The organism is Nocardioides koreensis (assembly GCF_039531775.1).
Taxonomy (GTDB): Bacteria; Actinomycetota; Actinomycetes; order Propionibacteriales; family Nocardioidaceae; genus Nocardioides; species Nocardioides koreensis.
Genome location: NZ_BAAAQR010000005.1, coordinates 69,887 through 92,612, shown reverse-complemented (window position 1 = coordinate 92,612; position 22,726 = coordinate 69,887). Strand labels below are relative to the sequence as shown.

Genomic DNA, 22,726 nt, shown 5'->3' with positions numbered 1-22,726 from the left:
AGCAGTGCGAGCTCGTCGAGCAGGTCGGCTCGAAGTCCTCGTGGGACAGGACGTACTTCGGCATCTGGTTGATGTGCGAGGCGAACGGGACCTCGTCACCCTGGCCCGGCCAGTACGCCGACCACTCGCCGTACAGCCTGTGGCCCATGAGGAACGTCTGCTGCGTCTCCATGCCCGAGCCGACGACCCGGCCCATCTCGTCGTCGAAGTACGGGAAGTGCCACTGGTCCGGCCGCTCCACGACGCCGTCCATCGAGATGAAGAAGTTCGACACGATCCTGGCCACGGTGCACTCCTCGGGGTGCTCGACGTCGGGTCAACGTAGACCACGCCGGGCTGCAGAACTCATCGGCGCGGGCTGGTCGTGTCGGGTGCGGACACTACTGTCGGGTCCGGGATTCAGACTTGAGAGACGTAGACACGACAGAACCGGACATCTACGTCTCTCACCAACAGTTCCGGTGTCGACGCGGGGTCGGGGAAGAGGAGCCCATGAACATGGAGCATCGGAGGATTCCGCGGCGCGCAGCCGCGTCATCGGCCAGGTCTGCGCCCAGCGGGGAAGGGCGCGCACGGACGACGGACGCGCTTACCACGGCGGAGTTGACCTTCGGTCGCGACAAGCAGGGCTCGCTCTCTCCTCGCCAAGACGGAGCGGAGGAAGGTAGCCATGCGTGATCATCTCCCCTCCGAACCTGTCGGGTGGGTGTTGCCTCTGGGGGAGGCCATCGAGCGTGCCAACGCGTACTTGCAGACTCGCGGCGACACCGGTCCGGTCGCCGACCCGACCATGAGCTTCCGCAATCTGAAGTGGGGGCTCTGGATCGTCAACTACGTCGATCCGCTGGTCACCGGCGAGCCGCTCGTCGGTGGCAGCGTGCTCATCGTGCCCAACCACGGCGATGTGTACGAGATCTCCGGATTGCCCGGCGAGACGGAATGGGTCGGGGCTGAGACCCGGGCAGAGGCAGCCGGACTGCCCTCGGACTGGAGCGAGGTGCTGAGCGACGAGCCCTACGAGCCGTACTGGCCGAAGCTGATGGAGTACGTCGACGCTGCACGCGCCGACCACCCGGTGTACCCGCCAGCCCAACAGGTGTTCAAAGCCTTCGAGCTGTCCCCGTACGACGTCACTCGCGTCGTCATCCTGGGCCAGGACCCGTACCACGGACCTGGTCAGGCGCACGGACTGTGCTTCTCGGTGCCCGACAACCTCACCAAGAAGCCACCGTCTCTCGTCAACATCCTCAAGGAGCTCAAGTCCGATGTGGGCGCGGAGCTGTCGAGTGGCAGCCTGGAGGGATGGGCGAGACAAGGCGTCCTGCTCCTCAACACGACCCTCACGGTGGGTGCGGGCAAGGCCGGATCACATCGCCGCCAAGGGTGGGAGACCTTCACCAACGCGGTGATCAGCGGGCTCGACCACAAGGACCAGCGCGTGGTTTTCATCCTGTGGGGGAAGGACGCACGTAGGAAGAAGAAGCTCATCCAGAACCCCCGCCACAGGGTGATCGAGGCCGCCCACCCCTCGCCGCTGTCTGCCTACCGCGGGTTCTTCGGCACCAAGCCTTTCTCGAGGACCAACGAATTGCTCGGCGAAGTTGGCCTGCCACCTATCGACTGGTCCAACGCCGACTCTGGCTGAGCGCATCAGACCGACCAGTAGGGTGGGCCGGGGCCTTCGCGTGCAGCATCCAGAGCACGGACCGCAGTGGCCACCTCACGCCTCAGCGGTACACGTAGGCGTTCAGTTCTCCGCGACTGAATCAGCTGTGATGAAGGAGGCCTGTCAGTCCGGGCTGCTCGTGAGGATCACGCGCGGGACGACCTGTCGCGCGCGAGGGTCCACGCCGCCTGGCCGGCGAACAGGACGCTCACCGCGACCACGACCCAGTTGAGGACGGTGAAGCCGTCGTTGATGCCCTCGATGACGGTCAGGACCCCGATCACGGCAAACGCGACGAGGAACCACCGTGCGCTGGTTCGATTCACGTGGCCCACCTCCCGCGGCCCTGCCGGTCGAGACTCCTCCACGGTAATCAGAGCAATGGGGTGTTCGCCATGGCCCCGGGACAGTCCGGCACAGATTGCCCACCTGCACGGCCACGCAGATACTCAGGCCCGTGAGCGACCCACACCCCGGCACCGGACATGTCGGCGAGGAGTCCCACGGCCATGACCACGACGAGAGCCATCACGGGCACTCCCACGGACTGGTCGACGCGTCCATCGTTCGCTCCCGGGCCGGCGTCAGGGCCGTCACGCTCAGCCTGGTCGTGCTGCTGGTCGCCACCGTCGCCCAGCTCCTGGTGTACCTGCTCAGCGACAGCGTCGCCCTGCTGACCGACGTCATCCACAACGGCGGGGACGCACTGACCGCCATCCCCCTCGGCATCGCCTTCCTCCTGCGCAGCCGCCGCGCAGAGCGGTGGGCCGGCTACTGCATCGTCACCGTCATCCTCGCGAGCGCGGTACTCGCCCTGGTCGAGGTCGTCCACCGGTTCCTGCACCCCCAGACGCCGACCCACCTGTGGGCCTGCTGCTGGCCGGCGTCATCGGGGTGCTGGGCAACGAGATCGCCGCCGTCATCCGCTGGCGAGCCGGCAAGCGGTTGGACTCACCCGCCCTGATCGCCGACGGCAACCACGCCCGCGCCGACGGCTACGTCAGCGGCGGCATCATCGCCGGCACCATCTTCATCGCCCTCGGGTTCCCGATCGCGGACCCCGTCATCGGCCTGGTGATCACCGCCCTGATCCTGCACGCGACCTGGGAGTCCTGGCAGACCATCCGACACGCCTGACCCCCATCGCCTGACGGCGCGGCCTCAGGCCCGGTTGCGGGCGACGGCCTCCCGGACCAGCTCGGCGAAGCTGGTCTCGTCGAGCACGTCCCCCTCGTGGAGATCGATGGCGCGGCGCGTGCCGGCATCAAGGCTGGCGTTGAACAGCCCGGACGGGTCGTCGAGCGAAGCGCCCTTGGCGAACGTGAGCTTCACCTGGTCCTTGTAGGTCTCGACCGTGCAGACGAGGCCGTCGCAGGAGAAGGTCGGGACACCGTCGGGGTTCGACGCCTTGCGCCACTTGGCCTCCTCGACGATGTCGGGAGCGGCCCCCAGGATCAGGGATCGCGCCCTCTCGACCGTCACGGACCTCCAGTCATCGCTCACCCGGAGACCATAATCGAGTCGTGAGGGAGACACTTCGGGTGGTGGGAAGCAGGCCGGCGGGCCCTGCCGCCGGCGTACTGATGGGCGTCGTCGCCGGCAGCCTGGTCTTCGCCGCCTGGGTCAACGACCTGCTGCTCGGGATCGCGGTCGCGGGCATCGCCGTGGCCCTGGTCGCGTGCATGCTGTGGGCGGTCCCGGAGTGGCACCGGTTCGGCGTCGGGATGCTCGTCGGCGCGGTCGTGGCCACGGCCGCCCTGGTGGCGGCGTTCTACGTCGGCGGCACCCTGGGGTAGCAGCGTCAGGCGTCGCGTGGCTCGAGGACCACCACCGCGGTCTCGGTCGGTCGCCGTGCGGCGTAGTCGTCGAGGTTGTCGTCGATCTCGGCCCAGCGGGACCACAGCCGCTCGCGCTCGGCTCCCTCGGCGCGACGCGCGTGGACCGGTCGTACGCCGTCGCGGGTCTGGACGATGGCGTCGGGATGGTCCTGCAGGTTCAGCCACCAGGCGGGTTCGGCCGGACCCCACCCGTTCATCGCCATCGTCACCAGGTCGGGGCCGTCGACGAAGTAGCCGACGACGACCTGCCGTGTCCTCCCGGTGCGTCGGCCCGTCGTGGTGAGCCGCAACGTGCCCCATCCGCCCGGCTTCGGCCGCCACAGGCCGAACCGGCCGCGGGTCGCGCGCACCAGCGCACGGTGGCCGTGCCAGAAGGCCTGCACGAACCACCGCGGCGGGAGCCGTGCCGGCCGACCACGAGTTGCCCCTGCGCCCGCCTCAGGATCCTTCGTCACGGCCACATCGTGACCCCTCCGCGGTGCGCCCGGTCAGGGCCAGAGGTCCGGCGCAGCCGCTGGTCGGTCGCCGGTCGGTCAGACCGAGAAGTCGACGCCCTGCGCGAGCGGCAGCTCACCGGAGTAGTTGATCGTGTTCGTCGCCCGTCGCATGTAGGCGCGCCACGCGTCCGAACCCGACTCCCGGCCGCCACCGGTCTCCTTCTCGCCACCGAACGCGCCGCCGATCTCGGCCCCCGAGGTGCCGATGTTGACGTTGACGATGCCGCAGTCGGAGCCCTCGGCGGAGACGAACAGCTCGGCCTCGGCCTGGTCGGAGGTGAAGACCGAGGAGGAGAGCCCCTGCGGCACGGCGTTGTTGAGGGCGATGGCCTCGTCGAATTCGTCGTACGTCATCACGTAGAGCAGGGGGGCGAAGGTCTCGGACCGGACCACCTCGGTCTGGTCGGGCATGGTGAGGATCGTCGGCTGCACGTAGAACGCCTGCTCGGCCGCCTCGGCCAGCACGCGCTCGCCGCCGGCCACGACCCGGCCGCCCTCGCTCTCGGCGCGCGAGATCGCCTTGGTCATCGCCTCGTACGCCGCCCCGTGGACCAGCGGGCCCACCAGGGTCCCCTCGGCCATCGGGTTGCCGATCGGCAACCGGGCGTACGCCGCGGCCAGCCGCTCGGTGAGCTGCCCGGCGATGCTGCGGTGGGCGATGACCCTCCGCATCGTGGTGCAGCGCTGACCTGCCGTGCCCGCCGCCGCGAACACCACGCCGCGCAGGGTCAGATCGAGGTCGGCCGAGGGTGCGACGATCGCGGCGTTGTTGCCGTCGAGCTCGAGCAGGGACCGGCCGAAGCGGTTGGCGACCCGCGGGCCCACCGTCCGGCCCATCCGGGTGGACCCGGTCGCACTCACCAGCGCCACGCCGGAGTGGTCGACGAGCTCCTCGCCGATCTCGGGTCCGCCCACGACCACCTGGGAGACGGCTGGTGGTGCTCCGTGCTCGACCAGGGCCCGGTCGAGCAGGGCCGCGCAGGACCAGGCCGTCAGCGGAGCCTGCTCCGAGGGCTTCCAGATGACGGCGTCGCCGCAGACCAGCGCGATCGCGGTGTTCCACGACCACACGGCGGCCGGGAAGTTGAAGGCACTGATCACCCCGACCACGCCCAGCGGGTGCCAGGTCTCCATCAGCCGGTGGCCGGGCCGCTCGGACACCGTGGTGCGGCCGTACAGCTGCCGGGAAAGACCGACCGCGAAGTCGCAGATGTCGATCATCTCCTGCACCTCACCGAGCGCCTCGGAGGTGATCTTGCCGACCTCCAGGCTGATCAGCTCGCCCAGGTCTGCCTTGTGCTGGGTCAGCAGCTCGCCGAAGCGCTTCACCACCGCTCCCCGCGCCGGCGCCGGGGTCCGGCGCCAGGCGAGGAAGGCCTCGTGGGCGCGGGTCACGGCGGTGTCGACCTCGGCCGGTGAGCTCCAGCGGACGCCGCCCAGGGAGGCGCCGTTGACGGGGGAGCGGTGCGCGGCCTCGCCGGTGACGGCGTCGACCTCGACACCGCAGCGTCGGGCCGCGGCCAGTGCCTGGGGGCCCAGGACGTCGGAGCCGGGGATCTCGGTGCGGGACATGAGTACTCCTTGCGGGTGGGTGAAGCGGGTCAGACGACGTTGATCTCGGGGCGGACGTCACTGCCCCGGAACCGGTCGGCGCTCAGGCCACTGACGTCGACGAAGGGAGTGTGGCCCAGGTAGAGGTCACGCATGACCTCGCCCACGGCGGGACCCATGAGGAAGCCGTGGCCGGAGAACCCGGTGGCGTACCAGAAGCCGGGGACAGAGGAGGCGCGGCCGATGAGGGCGTTGTGGTCCGGGGTCATCTCGTAGAGCCCGGCCCAGCCCCGGGTGAGGCCGACGTCGCCCAGCGACGGCGTACGCCGCTGCATCGCCTCCGCCAGCTCGACGAGCCACTCGGTGGTCCGGGTCAGGTCGAAGGACCAGGAGTCCGCCTTCTCCGGCATCCCCAGCAGCAGCCCCGGGCCCTCCTTGTGGAAGTACATCGAGGTCGTGAAGTCGATCGTGAACGGCAGGTCCAGACCGAGGCCGGGGACGGGTTCGGTGACGACCAGCTGTCGGCGCAGGGGCGTGACCGGGAGGTCGACGCCGACCATCGTGCCGATGTGGCGTGACCAGGCGCCGGCCGCGCAGATCACGTGCCCGGTCGAGATGTCGCCGCCCGTCGTGCTCACGCAGGTGATCCGGTCGCCCTCGGTCGCGATGCCGGTGACCTCGCAGCCGGACACCAGCGTCGCGCCCGCGCGTCGAGCGGCCCGGGTGTAGCCGAGCACGACCGACTCCGGCGTGCAGTGGCCGTCCCGCGGGGTGTGGAGCCCGGCGAGCAGGCCCTCGGTCGAGATCAGGGGGGAGAGCCGTCGTGCCTCCTCCGGATCGAGGAGCTCACTCACGATGCCCCGGGAGCGGTGCAGCTCGCGGCTGGCGCGGAACAGCTCCAGGTCGGTCTCGTTGTCGATCAGGAAGAGGTAGCCGGGCTGGTGGAGGTCGATCTCCTGGTCGAGGTCGGCGGCGAAGGTCTCGAACGCCTCGAGGCTGCGCAGGCCCAGGACCACGTTGACCTCGTCGGAGAAGTTCGCCCGGACCCCGCCGGCCGCCTTGCAGGTCGAGCCGCTGCCGAAGCCGTCGCGCTCCAGGAGCACCACCCGATCCACCCCGGCCCGGGCCAGGTGGTACGCCGTGCTGAGGCCGATGACGCCGCCACCGACGATCACCACGTCGGCGGCGCCCGGCAGCGTGCGGTGCGCTGTCATGGCAGGTCCACGCCGAGCCGGCGCCCGGCCGCCTCCAGGGACGCGGCGCTCTCGGCCCGGTAGAGCTCCTCGGGGGAGCTGACCGAGCGCCCGAGGCGCTCGGCGAGCCAGTCGGCGTCGCGCTCGGCGCCACCCTGCGCGTCGGCCACCACGCCGCCGTCGGCGAGGTTCGAGGCGAAGATCCCGGCAGCGGAGCGGGGCAGGAAGTCCTCGTAGACGATCGGTTCGGGCTCCAGCCAGCCACCGTCGACGAGCTCGGCGGGCGACCCCGGCGGTGCTCCGGCCGGTCGGTCGTCCCGGACCCGGTAGGTGAAGAAGCCCAGGCCCCGCTCCCGCAGGTCGCGCTCGGTCGGCGGCATCAGGTCCCGCCACACCTCGACCGCGACCTCGTCGCGGTCCCGGGCGTCGGCGCCGGCTCGCTGGTCCACGGCCACCACGGCGGCGTCGTACAGGTCGCGGCCGGCCGGTGTCAGCGCGATGCCACGGGCCTCGACCTCGCCGAACCGCACCCGCAACGCACCCTCGGAGACGCTCCCGTCGGGGTCGCGGAACAGCCGGGGCTCGTCGAGTGCGCGGAACGAGGTCTGCCGCAGCAGCACGTCGGGGCCCTCCCACCGCGGCGGGCCCTGGATCCGGTCGATCATGGCGATGCCGCGCGCCTGCATGCTCCGGTACAGGTCGTCGATGTCGAGGACGCGCGGGGTCAGGTGGTTGATGTGCGTGGTCGTCACGCCGCCGATGTCGGCGGCGACGCCGGAGACCCGCGCGAGCTCGGCGTACCAGGCCCGGTCCACCGGTTCGGGGGAGAGGGCGAACGCCCCGGAGGCGAGGTCGAGGAACCGGTCCGCGTCGGGCCGATCCAGGCCTCCTCCGGCCTCCGCCCTGTCGGCGAGCTCCAGGAGCTCGTCCGGGAACAGTCGACGGGCGCCGATGAACGCCTTCAGCCGCTGCTCCAGATCGGCGTCGAAGAACCGGCGGTCCTCCGGCACCAGCATCGAGGTGAAGATCCGGAACGGGTTCCGGGCCAGCTCGTCGCGGTCGATCGGCCGGAACGCGGTCGAGACCACCGGGATCGGCTGCGGGTGCGCGTCCCGCAGGTCGTAGAAGCCGGTGGGTCGCATCCCCAGCGCCCCGAAGACGCGGGCGACCTGGGCCATCTCCTCGGGACTTCCGACGCGGATCGCGCCGTGCCGTTCGGCGGTGACCCGCTCGATGCTGCCGAGCCGCTCGGCCGCCGCGCCGTCGCGCTCGAGGACGCGACGGTTCACCTCGTGGGAGACCTCGACCAGCGTGGTGTACGCCGGCACCTCGGCGCCGTAGAGCAGCGACAGCCGGGCCGCGAGCTCGGCGCGCAGGGACGTCGTGTCGACGGGCGTCATGCGCCCATCCTCGCTCGCCGGACCGACCCGTGTCGCGCTTCGGCGGCGCTGCTACCTGGTGACCGCGAAGAGCCCGTGCGCGCCGCGCTCGGCGTCGATCATCACGTGCGAGACGAACGGGTAGTGCCCCGGCTCCGGGAAGGTCATCTCCACGAAGCCGCCCTGCGCGGGCGCCAGGGCAAGGGCCTGGCTGCCGCCGTCGCCGTGGTCCAGCAGGTAGGAGCCCTCGGAGTAGACCGTGTCGAACTGGGTGCCGACGACGTGGAAGGCGGTGCCGCGGCTCGGGCCGGCATCGAGCACCCACATCCGGACCCGCTCACCGACCCTCGCCCGCAGCGGGCTGTGGTCGTACTGGTTGGGGTAGCCGTTGAAGACCACCGTGTCGGGCTGCTCGCCCGCCACCTTCTCCGGGTCGGCGCTCCCGTCCTGGGGGCCGAAGTACTGCTCCGACTGGACCAGGACGTAGCTGCGGTCCACCTCCGGCAGGTCGGGGGGCTCGATCACCACGGCGCCGAACATGCCGTTGGCGATGTGGACCGACATCGGCATCGACGAGCAGTGGTACATCCAGATCCCCGCCCGGGTGGCGGTGAAGCGGTAGACCAGTGACTCGCCCGGCGGGATGGGGCGCATCACCTCGTCGGGGGCGAGCGAACCGGCATGGAAGTCGATCCCGTGCGCCTCGCTGCCCTTGTTGGTCACCGTGACCACGAAGGTGTCGCCGACCTCGCCGTGCAGGACGGGTCCGGGCGCGGAGCCGCCGAAGGTCCACACCTTCTGCCGGACCCCGGGTGCCACCTCCTTCTCCTCCTCGGAGATGGTCAGGTCCATCCGGTGCACCTCGCCCTTGTCGAGCTGGTGCAGCCGCGGCAGCGCGGCGTCGTACGGCGTGACGTCGGACCCGGGATCACCCAGCAGGTCCAGGTCGTCCGCGGCGTCGCCCTCCGACGTCGTCGTCGAGTCACCGGAAGCCGGCTCGGCATCGGACCCGGTCGCCACGATGTCCAGGGTCATTCCCATCTGCCGGTGGCCCGAGATCGAGCACCACCCCGCGACGTCGTGCTCGACGACCCCCACGTCCATCCGGGTCGACTCGCCCGGCCCGAGCCGGCCACTCTTCTCACCGGTCTCCAGGACCAGGTCGTGGACCATGTCCTCGTCGTCGTTGCGCAGGCTGATCACGAGCCGGTTGCCGGCCGGGACCTCGATGGTCGGCTGTGAGTAGCGCATGTGGGTCATGGACACGGTGACGTACGTCGTCCGCCCGGTCGGCTCCACGCCGCCGACCCGGCTCCAGGCGACTCCCGCGACGACCGCGACCGCCAGGGCGAGCACCGAGGCGAGGGTCGCCGTACGCCGGCTCCGGGCGCGCGTGGTCGTTGCCGCCCTGAGCTCGGATGCTCGGCGGCGGCTGGGCTTCCGCACCGGTCAGGCCCAGGGGTCCCGGGCGTTCCTCCGTGGCTCCCCGTGCCCCTTCACGTCGTAGGCGCCGGAGCCGTTCTGGTGGGCCACCGAGAGGCCGGACTCGCTCATCTGCGGAGGGGCCCCGAGCCGACCCACCTCGGAGGAGAACGACTCCATGATCGACTGCATCTGCGCCTGGGCCGCGCGCGCGAAGGACCGGACCTGCTCGAGCTCGGCGGCCGCCGCGGCGACGTCGGGAGCCGAGTGCCGACCGGCCTCGTGCCCGCGCGTGCCGTCGCCCGAGCCGCCCCCGGCGCCCGGTGCGGTCCACCGGATCAGGGCCTCCGCGTCCCGGCGGGTCCGCTCCGCGGTCTCCATGGCCTCCTCGAGGATCTTGCGCTCCTGCTCGCGTGCCTGACCCAGCCTGTCCCGGGCGTCCCGGCTGACGTCCTCGACCATCTCCTCGGCCACCAGCTGCGCCTGGCTGAGCAGCTCCACGACCTGCCCGTTGACGCGGTCGCCCGCGCCCTCGAGCTCGGCCATCTCCGAGCGCAGCCGCTGCAGCTCGGCCTGTAGGCGCTCGTTCTCCTCACGCATCGCGCGTCGCTCGCCGTCCGCGGCCTCCACCTGGTCGGCGAGGAGGTCGAGGTACTCGTAGACCTGGTCCGCGTCGAGTCCTCGCATCCGCCGCGGGAAGTCCTCGTTGCGGATGGACGCGGGCGATCGGTACTTCACGTTGTTCGTCACTGGTTGTCTCCCGACCTGCTGAGGACGGCCTGCGGGCTGTGCTCACTCGCGGCCGCGTAGTAGAAGTGCTCGTACTTGATGTTCTCGGGGGCCATGCCCGCGGCGGTCAGCTGCTCGAGGGTGTGCGCGACCATCTGCGGACCGCCGCAGACCATGGCCGTGCGGCCCATCAGGTCCTGCCGCGCCGCGATCGTGCCGACCTTCCCGCGGGTGCCCGGGTAGGACGGGTCGTCCGAGACGACCTCGGTGTAGTCGAACCAGGGGCGGTCGTTCGCCAGGTCCCGCAGGCGTGCGCGGTCGTGCAGGTGCCAGGGCATCCGCACCCCGTGGAGCAGGTGCACGCGCGGGGCGGCGCCGTACCGCTGCCACTCACGGTCGGTCTGCTCGAGGACGGCCCGCAGCGGAGCCAGGCCCGTTCCTCCCGCGACCATGAGCAGGTCGGTGGTGTCGTGGTCCTTGCGCGTCAGGCGGTCGCCGACCGGCGCTCCGAGCTTCACCGTGTCGCCGGCCTTCAGGGTCCGGACCAGGGCCGTGCTCACCTGCCCGCCGTCGATCTGCTGGACCTGGAGGTCGATCGATCCGTCCCGGCGCGGGGCGTTGGCAGGGCTGAAGTAGCGCCACATCCGGGGGCGCTGCGGGATCTCCATGGACACCGACTGGCCGGGCAGGTAGGGCAGCTCGCGTCGGGGCTGGACCCGGACCAGCGTCAGGTCCATCATCCGGCGCTCGACCGACACCACGTCGGCGTCCCACCAGTCCGGGCTGGTCTCGGCGGCCGTGTCGGCCGCCTCGAACATGATCCTCGCGATCACCTGGTACGCCGCGGCCCAGTCCGCGGCGAGGTTCTCGTCCCACTGGTCTCCGAGGAAGTGTCTCAGGGTCGCGAACAGCGAGGCGCCGACCGCGTTGTAGTGCTCCATGATGACCGCGTACTTGCGGTGGTCACGACCGAGATGAGCCAGGTAGCTCGCATCGTTCTCGAGCTGGTCGACGTGGCTGACGACGCGTCCGAGCACGCTCACGAACTTGTCCCGCTGGTGCGACATGGCGAGCGGGAACATCGGTCGTACCTCGGGGTGGGACACGAAGAGGTGCGAGTAGAAGTGCAGGGCAACGTCGTGCCCGTGCCTCGTCACCTGGTCCCAACTGCGTTGCAGGGCAGCTGTATCCATCGTGGCTATCCGTCCCGACCGACCAACCCCTCGCATCTGTCGACGGGTGGCCCGAAGACGGACCAAGCGTGCAACCGGTGGCCGGCGGCGTCAGCCGTCGGGTAGTACGTTGACAAAAGAGCCCTCCAACTCCTCATGCCCCCGTCTTCTCCCGACACCTACCTACCCAGCAAACCGGCCTCGAAACATCTTTTTTCGGATTGCCCCGATTCGACCCCGGACACGCCCCGCATCACGGTCTCGGCGCGATGCCTCCCGAGGTTGAGCTCCAGCCAGTCGTCGGTGCCGGGCTCGTGCCCCGCCAGCGCGCACCCGACCACGTCGTCCGGCAGGCTGGCGAGCACGGGCACCGCGTCCGCGGAGAGCCCCTGGAGGTAGGACCAGTCGACCTTGCCGGTCGCGTCGTACCGGTCCAGGTTGTGCTGCGCGATCCAGGCGTCCGGGTTGACCGCGGCCAGCGCGAGCAGGAGTCCGGCGCCGCTGAGCAGGGCGGTGCGCGGCAGCCAGGCCGCCCGCAGCGGCAGCCCCGCCGCGAGCACCCCGAGCACCAGCAGCCCCAACCAGCTCTCGAACACGTCGACCAGCAGGCGCAGCCGGGTGAAGCCGTAGGCCTCCTGGTAGACGTGCATCCGGTACAGCGCGGACACGACCACGACCAGGGTCAGCACGCAGAGCAGGCCGAGCGACCCACGCAGCCAGACCCGGTCCGCGCCCGTCGCGCGCGGAGCCTTGCGCGCGGCCGCCCACACCACGAGCAGGGTGAGGGCCGTGGCGACCGTGAGCTGGCCGAACCCCTGGTGGACGTACTCGGCGTAGGTGAGCCCCGTGGTGCGCTCGAGGTAGTCGTGACCGCCGAAGATCACGGTCGCCTGCGCGGCCAGGAACACCAGGAAGACGCCGTCGACCAGGAGCACCGGGGCCAGCCACTCGTAGCGGTGCGCGACGGGCCGCGGCGGTCCCGCGGTCGGCTCGACGACGGGCGGGTTCAGGGCGAGGTACGTCGCCGCCAGCACCACGCCGCCCACCGCGACGGTGAGGAACGCCCGCAGCACGAACGAGTCGAGCCGCAGATCCGGGACGACCGCGCCGGCCCACTCCGCGAAGACCGCGTCGGCGGAGGCGAACAGCAGCCCGAAGACGACCACCCCGAGCAGCGACCAGATCGCGGTGCGCAGCGCCGCGGCGCTGCTCCCGAGACCGGTCGTGGCGCGCGCGGAGCGAGCCAGCCACGGCAACCCGCGCAGCCCGGCGAGCGGCCAGGCGATCCCGGCCAGCACGAAGGCGGGCAGGGTGCGGCCGTTCACGAGCCCGGCCACGCAGACCGCACCACCCGCCAGGAGGCACAGGACCACGATCCAGTCGGCGTCGCGGACGACCACGGTGGCCGCCAGGAGGGCGCACAGCGCGGCACAGGCGAGGGTGAAGGGGGACCGGCGGTGGGCGCTGGAGGCGAGGGTCACGCCTCCGGCCGCCATGAGCACCGCGAACGTGCCGAGCCCGAGGTCCCGGAAGGGCAGCACGACTCCGGCCAGCAGGCCCACCCCGAGGCTGTACAGCACCGCCCGCGCGTTTCCGGGAACGCCGGCGTCCGGCCAGAACCTGCCGAACAGCGCGTCCATCGCGGGCTCGGGCTCGGTGGACGGCGTCGCCGCGTGAGCCGGTACGGCGGAGGTGGGGACCGGGTTCGTCATGACTGGCTCCTGGGGGCTCCGGGGTACGTCGGTGTGCTGCCGTGGCTCCTGCGGGAGCTCGACGCGGATCCGGGCGCCGGAGGCGCCCGGATCGGGCTCGACGACGTGGATGCTGCCGCCGTGGAGGTCCGTCACCCAGCGGGCGATCGCGAGGCCCAGGCCGGTGCCGCCGCCGCCGTCGGCCTCGGACAGCGTCCCGAACCGCTCGAAGACGTGGTCCCGGTCGGGGGCGGGGATGCCGGGCCCCTCGTCGGCGACCTCCAGCCGCCAGCCCGTCGCCGTGTCGTGCGCGGTGATCCGGACGAGCCCGTTGGCGGGGCTGTGGCGGGAGGCGTTGTCGAGCAGGTTGGCGACCAGCTGGTGGAGCCGCGCCGGGTCGGCCGCGACCGTGAGCCCGGGGGGCGTGACGCGGACGTCGTACCGCACCTCACGACCGGCCACGCGGGCCTCGGCCACGGCGCGCTCCAGCAGCTCCGGGACCGGCACCCGTGTGGTGGACAACGGCGCCTTGCCGGCGTCCACCCGGGCGAGGTCGAGCAGGTCGCCGGCAAGGGCGGCGAGTCGTTCTGCCTGGGCGAGCGCCGTCCGCAGGGTCCCGGGATCCGGTTCGGCGACCCCGTCGACGAGGTTCTCGAGCACGGCGCACAGGGCCGCGAGCGGCGTGCGGAGCTCGTGGCTCACGTTCGCCACCAGCTCGCGGCGCTGGCGGTCGACGGCGGCCAGCTCCTCGGCCATCCGGTTGAAGGCCCGGGCCAGCTCGCCCACCTCGTCGCTCGAGGTCGCGGTCACCCGGCCGGAGTAGTCGCCCCGGGCCATCCGGCGGGCCGCGGCAGTCATCTCGCGCAGGGGCGAGGTCATCCCCACGGCCAGCAGCTGGGTCACCCCGAGGGCCAGGGCCACGGTGACCGGGACGCTGAGCCAGAACGGCACCCCGCCGCCGGCGCCGATCGCGGCGACGACCGAGGCCACCGTGACGCTGGCCGCGACGAGCAGCCCGAGCTTGACCTTGACAGAGGTGACCTGGTCCAGCAACGGGCTGCTCACGTGGTGCTCCCCGGCTCGAGCGCGTAGCCGACGCCGTGCACGGTGCGCACCCGGTCGGCACCGATCTTGGCGCGCAGCGCCTTGACGTGGCTGTCGACGGTCCGGGTCCCGGAGGCGCCCGGCCACCCCCAGACCTCGGCGTAGAGGTTGTCGCGGGTCCAGACGGTGCCCGGGGTGCCGGCCAGGCACAGGAGCAGGTCGAACTCGGTCGGGGTCAGGTGCACCTCCGCGTCGGTGACCCAGACCCGGCGAGAGGCCGCCTCGACCCGCAGGTCGCCCAGGTCGGTGGGGGAGTGGGCGGCCATTTCCCGGGCCCGCTCGACCCGCCGCAGGAGCGCGGCGACCCGGGCCACCAGCTCCCGCATCCGGAACGGCTTGGTGAGGTAGTCGTCGGCGCCGACGCCGAGCCCCACCAGCAGGTCTGCCTCGTCGTCGCGTGCCGTCAGCATGAGCACCGGGACCGGACGCTCGGCCTGGATCCGCCGGCACACCTCGTGGCCGTCGAACCCGGGAAGCATCACGTCCAGGACGACCAGGTCCGGCGCGGCGTCCGCGCACAGCGTGACCGCGGCCGGCCCGTCCCACGCCTGGACGACGTCGTACCCCGAGCCCTGCAGCCGGTCGGTGACCGCCTGGTTGATCACCGGGTCGTCCTCGACGACGAGGATCCTGGAGGTCGCTGCGCTGACTGGCATGGCGCGAGCCTAGGAGCCGGAGTGGTCGGGAGTGGGGGACGACTCGTGAAGGTTCTGTGCAGGTCTGCCGGGCCGGCTGACGGCTGCCGGCGGCCCACGCGGGACGAATGCCCCTTGTCGCGGTGCCGACCTCGCGACCCAGCATGAAGATCGGCGACCCGTGAAGGGGGATCAGTCATGACCACCTACGAGTACGAGTTCGTGCGGCTCGGGGAGACCCGCGCCTCGGCGGTCTTCGGGGTCGCCGACCAGGCGCGGAAGGCCGAGGTCTACCAGGACGTCGTGCACCAGCACGCGCGCGACGGCTGGCGACTCGTGCAGATCTTCGCCCCGGGTGTGGCTGCGTTCGGTGCCTCACGGTTCTACGAGCTGATCTTCGAGCGGCCGGCGGCCGACTAGCGCGGCCTCCGTCCGGGACGGGCGCGGCGCAGGTCGTCCGCGCCGGGTGATGCGGCCGGCAGGGGTCGGGCACAGGCTGAGTCGCACCAGGTCCGAACCGGGAGGCAGGCCGATGACCGACTACGCGACCCAGAGGCAGGCGGCCCAGCTGGCCCAGTCCGCCCACGCCCCGCGCCCCGCCCGGAGCCCGCAGGCCATGGCCTCCGACTACACCGGTTGGGCCGGCTGGATGACGTTCGCGGCCCTGATGCTGATGCTGGCCGGCTCGTTCCACCTCGTCCAGGGCATCGTCGCCCTGGTCCGCGACGACTACTACCCGGGCCGCACGGCCGACCTGGCCGTGGACGTCAGCTTCACGACGTGGGGCTGGGTGCTCGTCCTCGTCGGCGCCCTGGCGGTCCTCACCGGTGCCTTCCTGCTCGCCGGGACGATGTGGGCGCGCGTCGTGGGCACGGTCATCGCCTGCACCAGCGCGATCGTCAACTTCGGCTTCCTCGCGGCGTACCCCTTCTGGTCGGCCCTGGTGATCGGCCTGGACGTCCTCATCGTCCTGGCTCTGACCGTCCACGGCGGTGCGATCCGGGACCGCAGGTAGCGCCGCCCACCGGACGGTCAGCCGGGACGGACCGTCAGGGCCTGCGACAGGGTCCCGATGGGTCCACCGACGTCGTGGAGGACGCTGCTGGTGAGGCCGAGCCCTCCGGGGCCGAAGGAGACCGTCGTGTCGAAGCCGAGCCAGCCGCCCCGTGGCTCGGCGAACAGGTGGGCGGTCAGGTCGATGTTCGGGAAGGCGACGTCCTGGGGGCACGCCAGCACGGTCATGCCGTTGGCGATGTCGAAGAGGCCCGCGGCGCCGGCGAGGGCGCTCGCCTCCTCGTCCTCGAGGAGTGGCACGTCGGTGCGGACCCAGAACGACGCGCGCCCGGGCTCGACCTGGTCGCGCCGGACCTCGGCCGAGGCGATGAAGCCGCCCGGCCACACGGTCGTGGGGTCCCACGACGTCATCTCCGCGGGCGGCGCGATCGGGGGCAGGAGGCTGGATCCGAGGTGGGTGGTGTCCCGGGCCTGCAGGAGCCAGGCCCGCAGGAGCACGGCGTCCCGGCCGTGGTGGCTCAACCGCGCCTCGACGAGCTCGATGGTGCGGCCCGGACGCACGACGTCGACCCTGATCTCGAACCCGTCCACGGGGACCGTGCCGAGGATGTCGTAGGACAGCCGTCCGAGGACGAGGCCGTCGCCGCGGCGCCGGTCCCGGTCGCCCTCGACGGCGTGCACGAGGAGGCCGAGGGCGGGGGCGATGTGCTGGAAGTCCGGGTCCCACGCTCCGCTGACGTGCTCGGTCGCGTGGAAGGTGTGCTCGCCGGTCCGCTTGAAGTAGGACATGGGTCTCCGGGGTCGTCGGGGTGTCGAGTCAGGTGGCTCCAGCATCCTCGCGCCCGTCGGCTCGTGACGTTCGCCCCTGCCGGACGGGTGGCGCGTTGTCGAACATGAGGCATCCACTACGGCGTGAGCGAGCGGTCATGGGTGAACGGCAGAAGCTGGGCGTGCAGGACGCGCTGTGGCTGGAGATGGACAAGCCCGGCAACCTGATGGTGGTCGACAGCCTCTTCTGGACGGCCGCCCCCATCGACTGGGACCGCTACCGGGACGTGGCCCGGGAACGGCTCTGGGACCGCTACCCCGTCTTCCGCAGCGTGGTGGTCCGCGGCGAGGACGGGGCCTGGTACTGGGAGGAGCAGCCGGACGCCGACCTCGAGGCGCGGTACGAGCAGGTGGTGCTGCCCGAGCCCGGCGGCGACGCCGAGCTGCAGGACCTGATCGCCTCGCAGCGCACCGTGCCGCTCGACCGGCGCGAGCCCCTGTGGAGGGCCGTCCTCGTGGACGGTTTCCACGGCGGCAGCGCCGTGCTGTTCCGTGGGCACCATGCCATCGCCGACGGCATCCGCATGGTGCAGCTGGCCCTGAGCGTCTTCGACGCCACGCCCGACGGTGCCGTCGCCGGCGAGCGGATGGAACGCCGGCAGGACCACCCCTCGCCGGCCGGCCCGGCGCGGTCGCAGGGGACGAGCGTGGCGAGCAGGTCGCTGCGCCTGGCCCGGGGCGCGGTGACGAACCCGGTCGGGGCTGCCCACAGCGTCGTGACGCTGTCCGGGTCGCTGCTCTCCGCCCTGCCGGGGGACATGGACACCGCCCGCAAGCTCGTCCTCGGCACGCGCAACGACACCACCGGGTGGACGGGCACCGTCGGCGCGCACAAGGCGATCGCCTGGTCACCGCCGCTGCCCCTCGACGAGGTGAAGGCCGTGGCGCACGCCAACGCCGCCACCGTGAACGACGTGCTCGTCACCTGCGTGGCCGAGTCGCTGCGCGCCTACCTGCACACGCACCACGTCGCCTGCGACAGCGTGACCTGGGACGTCCCGGTCAACCTGAAGCCGTTCGACCCCGACCTGCCGCTCGTGCTCGGCAACAGCTTCGCGCTCGTGCAGCTCGAGCTGCCCACGGACATCGAGGACCCGCTGCGCACGCTCGAGGTGGTCCGGCGCCGGATGGGCCGGATCAAGAGCGGTCACGAGGCCATCGTCGACTTCGGTGTCCAGGCGGCCATCTCCCGGATGAGCAAGAGGCTCTACCGGGCCACGATCGACCTGCTCGCGAACCGCGCCGTCGGCGTGCTGACCAACGTGCCCGGTCCCCCGATGGCGCTGTACGTGGCGGGGGAGAAGGTCGAGGGGATGATGGGCTGGGCGCCGCTCACCGCCGACCAGGTCATGAGCTTCACGATCTACAGCTACGACGGCAAGGTGTTCGTCGGCATCGCCGCCGACGCCGTGCTGGTGCCCGAGCACGAGCAGATCGTCGACGGCTTCGCCGACGCGTTCCGGCGCCTCACGGCCCGGTCCGGCTGACGAGACAACCGATCGACCGAAGGAGCGGCATGACGCACGAGCACACGCACAGCCAGGCGTCCGACCCGGACGAGGCGCCGCGCTGGGACGCGGCGTTCTGGGACGACAGGTACGGGTCGTCCACCGCGCTGTGGAGCGGACACGTGAACGCGGTGGTCCGCGACGAGGTCGTCGGGCTGCCCGTGGGCCGGGCCCTGGACGTCGGCTGCGGCGAGGGTGGCGACGCGCTGTGGCTCGCCGAGCAGGGCTGGGACGTGGTCGGCGTCGACGTCTCCCGGGTCGCCCTCGGCCGGGCGGCCGCTCGGGCGCGGGAGACCGGACTGGACGCGCGGACCACGTGGGAGCACCGCGACCTGCTGGCGTGGACGCCTCCCGCGGAGGCGTTCGACCTGGTGAGCGTCGCCTTCGTGCACCTCGACACCGCCGACCGTCGTGAGGTGTACGCCGGGCTCGCCGCGGCCGTGGCGCCGGGTGGGACGTTCCTGGTCGCCGCCCACCACCCCAGTGACCTGGGGGTGGTCCCCCGCCCGCCTCACCCGGAGCTGTTCTTCACCGCCGAGGAGCTCGCCGACGACCTGCGCGGCGGACCGGGGTCGTGGGAGGTCGTCACCGCCGAGGCGCGGCCCCGGCCCGGTCACCACCCCGACGGCCACCCGGTCACCCTGCACGACACGGTGCTGCGGGCCCGCCGCGTGGGACGGCGGCGGAAGGAGACCCGATGACCCCGATCCAGCTGGAGCTCGCCCACGGCGCGCACAACTACGCCCCCCTTCCGGTGATGGTGTCCCACGGCGAGGGAGCCTGGGTGTGGGACGACGAGGGGCATCGGTACCTGGACTTCCTGGCCGGGTACTCCGCCCTGAACTTCGGGCACCGGCACCCGGCGCTGGTCGAGGCCGCACGGCGTCAGCTCGAGCGGATCACGTTGACCAGCCGCGCCTTCCACCACGACCTGCTCGGGCCGTTCTGCGCCGAGCTGGCGGCGCTGGCCGGCAAGGAGATGGTGCTGCCCATGAACACCGGCGCCGAGGCCGTCGAGACCGCCCTCAAGGCGGCCCGCCGCTGGGGCTACGAGGTGAAGGGCGTGCCCCGGGACCAGGCGACCGTGATCGTCATGGAGGGCAACTTCCACGGTCGGACCATCAGCATCGTGAGCTTCTCCGACGACGAGACGGCCAGGTCCGGATACGGCCCCTACACGCCCGGCTTCCGCACGGTCCCCTACGGCGACGTCGCGGCGCTGGCCGACGCGGTGGACGACAGCACCGTGGCCGTCCTGCTCGAGCCCGTCCAGGGGGAGGCCGGCGTGATCCTCCCGCCCGAGGGCTATCTCACCGACGTACGCCACCTGTGCGACGCCCGCGGCCTGCTGATGATCGCGGACGAGATCCAGTCCGGGCTCGGGCGGACCGGGCGCACCTTCGCGTGCGACCACGAGGGCGTCACGCCGGACGTGTACGTCCTCGGGAAGGCGCTCGGCGGCGGCATCGTCCCGCTGTCGGCGGTCGTCGCGGATCGCGACGTCCTCGGCGTGTTCACCCCCGGTAGCCACGGCAGCACGTTCGGCGGGAACCCGCTCGCCGTCGCGGTCGGCCGTGAGGTGGTCCGGCTCCTGGCGACCGGTGAGCCCCAGTGCCTCGCGGCCGGTCACGAGGCCGCGCTGCGGTCCGGACTCGCTGCGTTGGTCGGCCACGGGGTGGAGGCGGTCCGCGTCCGCGGGTCGTGGGCGGGCGTCGACCTCGAGCCCGCGCTCGGCAGCGGACGACAGCTGTGCGAGGCTCTGGCGTCCCGCGGAGTCCTGGCCAAGGACACCCACGGGTCGTCCATCCGGGTCTCACCGCCGCTGGTCATCAGCGACGCCGACCTGGCCTGGGGCCTGGAGCAGCTGGCCGCGTCGGTCGACGCGCTCCTGCAGGGCCGCGTGTCACCGGGGCCCCCGCCGCCCGACTTCCCCTGAGATCCGCCTCGTCGGGGCCACCCTGGCCGGTCGGCCGAGCTGCTCAGGGGCGGGCGAGCCGCCGGGCGAGGTAGGGCGCGGTGGCGCTGTCCGGGGCTTCGACGAGCTCGGCGGGCGAGCCGGTGGCGACCACCCGGCCGCCCGCGTCGCCTCCGGCGGGTCCGAGGTCGATGACCCAGTCGGCGGTGGCGATCGTGTCGAGGTCGTGCTCGACCAGGACGACCGTGTTGCCGGCGTCGACGAGCCGGTGCAGCTGGTGCAGCAGCAGCCTGATGTCCGCGGGGTGCAGCCCGGCCGTGGGCTCGTCGAGCAGGTAGAGCGCGTGGCCGCGGCGGGCCCGCTGCAGCTCGGTGGCCAGCTTGATCCGCTGGGCCTCCCCGCCGCTGAGCTCGGTCGCCGGCTGGCCGAGCCGCAGATATCCCAGCCCCACGTCCCGGAGCGTCTCGAGGCTCCGGGAGGCAGCCGGGACGTCGGCGAGGAACTTGGCGGCCTCGTCGACCGACATCGCCAGCACCTCCGCGATGTCGGCCCCGCGGTAGGCCACCTCGAGCGTCTCGGCGTTGTACCTCGCACCGTGGCAGGTCGGGCAGGGCGCATAGGTCCCGGGTAGGAACAGCAGCTCGACGGCGACGAACCCCTCGCCCTGGCAGGTCTCGCACCGGCCCTCGGCGACGTTGAAGGAGAACCGCCCCGCCGAGTAACCACGCGCCCGTGCCTCGTCGGTCGCCGCGTACAACTTGCGCACCGCGTCGAACATCCCGGTGTACGTCGCCAGGTTGGACCGCGGGGTGCGGCCGATCGGTCGCTGGTCGACCAGCACCAGCCGGTCGAAGGCCTCGAGCCCCGACGCGTCCTGGACGTCGACCTCGAGCTCCGCCTCACCGGGCTCCTCGGGAGCCAGCCCGAGGTGGCTGCGCACCACCTCGGCGAGCACCTGCGTGACCAGCGTGGACTTCCCGGAGCCGGAGACCCCGGTCACCGCCGTCAGCACGCAGAGCGGCACGTCGACGGACACGTCGTGCAGGTTGTGGCGGGAGACGCCGCGCAGGTGCAGCCAGCCCTGCGGTGGCCGCGGGCTCCGGTCGAGCGGTCGGGTGCGGCCGAAGAGGTGGCTGCTGGTGGCCGACTCCTCGACCTCCTCGAGGCCGGGGACCGGCCCGGAGTACAGCACGCGCCCGCCGCCCTCGCCCGCGCCCGGGCCGATGTCCACGACCCAGTCGGCCCGTCGTACGACGTCCATGTCGTGCTCCACGACGAACAGCGAGTTGCCCGAGGCCTTCAGCCGGTCCAGCACGTCCAGCAGCGGCTCCGCGTCGGCCGGGTGCAGGCCGGCGGAGGGCTCGTCGAGCACGTAGACCACTCCGAAGAGCCCCGACCGGAGCTGGGTGGCGATCCTCAGGCGCTGGGCCTCGCCGGGCGACAGGGTGGTCGAGCTGCGGGCGAGGCTGAGGTAGCCCAGGCCTAGGTCGAGGAGCACCGCGACCCGCGCGACCAGGTCGCCGCAGATCCGGACCGCGACCTCGGTCGCCTCCCCGGACCGGGCGGACGAGGTGGCTGCTCCGGCCCCGGCCAGCTCCGCGACCGGCCGCAGCAGCGTCACGAGGTCGAGGAGCGACATCGCGTTGACCTCGGCGATGGAGTGGCCCGCGAAGGACACCGCCAGCGCCTCCGGCCGGAGTCCGCTGCCCTGGCACGCGGGGCAGGGCACGCTCCGGACGAAGCGCAGCGCCCGCTCGCGCATCCGGTCGCTCCTGGAGTCGGCGAGGACGTGCATGACGTGCTTGCGGGCGCTCCAGAACGTGCCGTAGTAGCCGTGGTCGACGCGGTCCCGCTCGGGCTCGACCAGGACGGAGGGCTGCTCGTCGGTGTAGAGCAACCAGTCCCGGTCCGACTTCCTGAGCCGGCGCCACGGCTTGTCGATGTCGATCCCCAGCCCGCTCACGACGCTGCGCAGGTTGGCGCCCTGCCAGGCGCCGGGCCAGGCGGCGATCGCGCCGTCGCGGATGCTGAGCGACGGGTCCGGGACGAGCAGCTCCTCGGTCACGTCGTGCACGACCCCCAGCCCGTGGCACCGGGGGCAGGCGCCGGCCGCGGTGTTGGGCGAGAACGCCTCGGCCTCGAGCCGGGCGGCCCCGGACGGGTAGGTCCCGGCGCGGGAGTAGAGCATCCGCAGCAGGTTGGACAGCGTGGTGATGGTGCCGACCGTCGACCGGGAGCTGGGCGCCCCGCGCCGCTGCTGCAGGGCCACCGCCGGCGGCAGGCCGGTGATCTCCTGCACGTGCGGAGCGCCGACCTGCTGCAACAGCCGGCGGGCGTACGGCGCCACCGACTCGAAGTAGCGACGCTGCGCCTCGGCGTACAGCGTGCCGAACGCGAGCGAGGACTTGCCGGAGCCCGACACCCCGGTGAAGGCGACCATCGCGTCCCGGGGGATGTCGACGTCGACGTTCCTCAGGTTGTGCTCGGTGGCGCCCCGGACGTGCACGAAGTGGTCGGTCGCGTCGTAGCTCACGCCTCCTGCTTACCCGTTCGGCGGCACCTGACTCGATTCGGGACGCCGGAC

Annotated in this window: 20 protein-coding genes and 1 pseudogene; 8 read left to right on the top strand and 13 right to left on the bottom strand. The window is 72.1% G+C overall.

Going from position 1 to position 22,726, the window contains the following annotated elements:
- Window positions 1-670 precede the first annotated feature (670 nt).
- Window positions 671-1,645 carry a uracil-DNA glycosylase gene (locus ABD268_RS10120; RefSeq protein WP_344150949.1) on the top strand — a complete coding sequence of 325 codons (975 nt, stop codon included), beginning with the start codon at window positions 671-673 and terminating at the stop codon, window positions 1,643-1,645.
- A 167-nt stretch (window positions 1,646-1,812) separates the two neighbouring features.
- Here ABD268_RS10120 and ABD268_RS10115 read toward each other — a convergent pair whose 3' ends face one another.
- Window positions 1,813-1,992: a hypothetical protein gene (locus tag ABD268_RS10115; RefSeq protein ID WP_344150946.1), complete on the bottom strand. Its 180-nt coding sequence runs from the start codon at window positions 1,990-1,992 to the stop codon at window positions 1,813-1,815.
- A gap of 131 nt (window positions 1,993-2,123) precedes the next feature.
- Between ABD268_RS10115 and ABD268_RS10110 the strand changes: the two are divergent.
- A pseudogene (locus ABD268_RS10110) lies at window positions 2,124-2,803 on the top strand (cation diffusion facilitator family transporter).
- Window positions 2,804-2,827: 24 nt separating this feature from the next.
- On the opposite strand, the gene ABD268_RS10100 reads toward ABD268_RS10110, so the two are convergent.
- A complete protein-coding gene (locus ABD268_RS10100) occupies window positions 2,828-3,169 on the bottom strand; it encodes a DUF1801 domain-containing protein (protein WP_344150937.1) in 342 nt (113 codons plus the stop codon).
- 20 nt (window positions 3,170-3,189) lie between these two features.
- On the opposite strand from ABD268_RS10100, the gene ABD268_RS10095 reads away from it, so the two are divergent.
- On the top strand, window positions 3,190-3,462 hold the full coding sequence (locus ABD268_RS10095; RefSeq protein ID WP_344150934.1) for a hypothetical protein: 273 nt from the start codon (window positions 3,190-3,192) through the stop codon (window positions 3,460-3,462).
- Window positions 3,463-3,467: 5 nt separating this feature from the next.
- Here ABD268_RS10095 and ABD268_RS10090 read toward each other — a convergent pair whose 3' ends face one another.
- From ABD268_RS10090 to ABD268_RS10050, 9 genes are all read right to left on the bottom strand, one after another.
- Complete coding sequence (locus ABD268_RS10090; RefSeq protein ID WP_344150931.1) at window positions 3,468-3,959, bottom strand: nitroreductase/quinone reductase family protein; 492 nt, start codon at window positions 3,957-3,959, stop codon at window positions 3,468-3,470.
- Window positions 3,960-4,037: 78 nt separating this feature from the next.
- Window positions 4,038-5,573: an L-piperidine-6-carboxylate dehydrogenase gene (gene amaB, locus ABD268_RS10085; RefSeq protein ID WP_344150928.1), complete on the bottom strand. Its 1,536-nt coding sequence runs from the start codon at window positions 5,571-5,573 to the stop codon at window positions 4,038-4,040.
- A 29-nt stretch (window positions 5,574-5,602) separates the two neighbouring features.
- On the bottom strand, window positions 5,603-6,766 hold the full coding sequence (locus tag ABD268_RS10080; protein WP_344150925.1) for an NAD(P)/FAD-dependent oxidoreductase: 1,164 nt from the start codon (window positions 6,764-6,766) through the stop codon (window positions 5,603-5,605).
- A complete protein-coding gene (hglS, locus tag ABD268_RS10075) occupies window positions 6,763-8,145 on the bottom strand; it encodes a 2-oxoadipate dioxygenase/decarboxylase (RefSeq protein WP_344150922.1) in 1,383 nt (460 codons plus the stop codon). The genes ABD268_RS10080 and hglS overlap by 4 nt, the downstream gene beginning before the upstream one ends.
- 51 nt (window positions 8,146-8,196) lie before the next feature.
- Window positions 8,197-9,480, bottom strand: coding sequence for a multicopper oxidase domain-containing protein (locus ABD268_RS10070; protein ID WP_344150919.1), 1,284 nt, complete (start codon window positions 9,478-9,480; stop codon window positions 8,197-8,199).
- A gap of 93 nt (window positions 9,481-9,573) precedes the next feature.
- Complete coding sequence (locus tag ABD268_RS10065) at window positions 9,574-10,296, bottom strand: DivIVA domain-containing protein (protein ID WP_344150917.1); 723 nt, start codon at window positions 10,294-10,296, stop codon at window positions 9,574-9,576.
- Window positions 10,293-11,468, bottom strand: coding sequence for a globin domain-containing protein (locus ABD268_RS10060; RefSeq protein ID WP_344150914.1), 1,176 nt, complete (start codon window positions 11,466-11,468; stop codon window positions 10,293-10,295). The genes ABD268_RS10065 and ABD268_RS10060 overlap by 4 nt, the downstream gene beginning before the upstream one ends.
- A gap of 158 nt (window positions 11,469-11,626) precedes the next feature.
- Window positions 11,627-14,203, bottom strand: coding sequence for a DUF4153 domain-containing protein (locus ABD268_RS10055; RefSeq protein WP_344150911.1), 2,577 nt, complete (start codon window positions 14,201-14,203; stop codon window positions 11,627-11,629).
- A complete protein-coding gene (locus tag ABD268_RS10050; RefSeq protein ID WP_344150908.1) occupies window positions 14,200-14,898 on the bottom strand; it encodes a response regulator transcription factor in 699 nt (232 codons plus the stop codon). Before ABD268_RS10050 ends, ABD268_RS10055 begins: the two co-directional genes overlap by 4 nt.
- Window positions 14,899-15,075: 177 nt before the next feature.
- Between ABD268_RS10050 and ABD268_RS10045 the strand changes: the two genes are divergently transcribed.
- Both ABD268_RS10045 and ABD268_RS10040 read left to right on the top strand, forming a co-directional pair.
- Window positions 15,076-15,297, top strand: a complete 222-nt coding sequence (locus ABD268_RS10045; protein WP_344150905.1) for a DUF4177 domain-containing protein — start codon at window positions 15,076-15,078, stop codon at window positions 15,295-15,297.
- Between the two features lie 112 nt (window positions 15,298-15,409).
- Window positions 15,410-15,892 (top strand): DUF7144 family membrane protein, encoded by a 483-nt coding sequence (locus tag ABD268_RS10040; protein ID WP_344150902.1) that lies wholly within the window; start codon window positions 15,410-15,412, stop codon window positions 15,890-15,892.
- Window positions 15,893-15,909: 17 nt separating this feature from the next.
- Here ABD268_RS10040 and ABD268_RS10035 read toward each other — a convergent pair whose 3' ends face one another.
- Window positions 15,910-16,680, bottom strand: a complete 771-nt coding sequence (locus ABD268_RS10035; protein WP_344150899.1) for a thioesterase family protein — start codon at window positions 16,678-16,680, stop codon at window positions 15,910-15,912.
- A 137-nt stretch (window positions 16,681-16,817) separates the two neighbouring features.
- Between ABD268_RS10035 and ABD268_RS10030 the strand changes: the two genes are divergently transcribed.
- From ABD268_RS10030 to rocD, 3 genes are read left to right on the top strand one after another with little or no spacing between them, the layout of a single operon-like run.
- Window positions 16,818-18,206 (top strand): WS/DGAT domain-containing protein, encoded by a 1,389-nt coding sequence (locus ABD268_RS10030; RefSeq protein ID WP_344150896.1) that lies wholly within the window; start codon window positions 16,818-16,820, stop codon window positions 18,204-18,206.
- A 29-nt stretch (window positions 18,207-18,235) separates the two neighbouring features.
- Complete coding sequence (locus ABD268_RS10025; protein WP_344150893.1) at window positions 18,236-18,928, top strand: class I SAM-dependent methyltransferase; 693 nt, start codon at window positions 18,236-18,238, stop codon at window positions 18,926-18,928.
- Window positions 18,925-20,163, top strand: a complete 1,239-nt coding sequence (gene rocD / locus ABD268_RS10020) for an ornithine--oxo-acid transaminase (protein WP_344150890.1) — start codon at window positions 18,925-18,927, stop codon at window positions 20,161-20,163. Before ABD268_RS10025 ends, rocD begins: the two co-directional genes overlap by 4 nt.
- A 43-nt stretch (window positions 20,164-20,206) precedes the next feature.
- Here rocD and uvrA read toward each other — a convergent pair whose 3' ends face one another.
- Window positions 20,207-22,675 carry an excinuclease ABC subunit UvrA gene (gene uvrA, locus ABD268_RS10015; protein ID WP_425573708.1) on the bottom strand — a complete coding sequence of 823 codons (2,469 nt, stop codon included), beginning with the start codon at window positions 22,673-22,675 and terminating at the stop codon, window positions 20,207-20,209.
- Window positions 22,676-22,726 lie beyond the last annotated feature (51 nt).

What these genes read in the sequence shown, in the direction of transcription:
- hglS (WP_344150922.1), bottom strand. Translation starts at nt 8,145, where the DNA reads ATGACGCCCGTCGACACGACGTCCCTGCGCGCCGAGCTCGCGGCCCGG.
- amaB (WP_344150928.1), bottom strand. Translation starts at nt 5,573, where the DNA reads ATGTCCCGCACCGAGATCCCCGGCTCCGACGTCCTGGGCCCCCAGGCA.
- rocD (WP_344150890.1), top strand. Translation starts at nt 18,925, where the DNA reads ATGACCCCGATCCAGCTGGAGCTCGCCCACGGCGCGCACAACTACGCC.
- ABD268_RS10035 (WP_344150899.1), bottom strand. Translation starts at nt 16,680, where the DNA reads ATGTCCTACTTCAAGCGGACCGGCGAGCACACCTTCCACGCGACCGAG.
- ABD268_RS10080 (WP_344150925.1), bottom strand. Translation starts at nt 6,766, where the DNA reads ATGACAGCGCACCGCACGCTGCCGGGCGCCGCCGACGTGGTGATCGTC.
- ABD268_RS10040 (WP_344150902.1), top strand. Translation starts at nt 15,410, where the DNA reads ATGACCGACTACGCGACCCAGAGGCAGGCGGCCCAGCTGGCCCAGTCC.
- ABD268_RS10025 (WP_344150893.1), top strand. Translation starts at nt 18,236, where the DNA reads ATGACGCACGAGCACACGCACAGCCAGGCGTCCGACCCGGACGAGGCG.
- ABD268_RS10060 (WP_344150914.1), bottom strand. Translation starts at nt 11,468, where the DNA reads ATGGATACAGCTGCCCTGCAACGCAGTTGGGACCAGGTGACGAGGCAC.
- ABD268_RS10050 (WP_344150908.1), bottom strand. Translation starts at nt 14,898, where the DNA reads ATGCCAGTCAGCGCAGCGACCTCCAGGATCCTCGTCGTCGAGGACGAC.
- ABD268_RS10120 (WP_344150949.1), top strand. Translation starts at nt 671, where the DNA reads ATGCGTGATCATCTCCCCTCCGAACCTGTCGGGTGGGTGTTGCCTCTG.
- ABD268_RS10030 (WP_344150896.1), top strand. Translation starts at nt 16,818, where the DNA reads ATGGGTGAACGGCAGAAGCTGGGCGTGCAGGACGCGCTGTGGCTGGAG.
- ABD268_RS10045 (WP_344150905.1), top strand. Translation starts at nt 15,076, where the DNA reads ATGACCACCTACGAGTACGAGTTCGTGCGGCTCGGGGAGACCCGCGCC.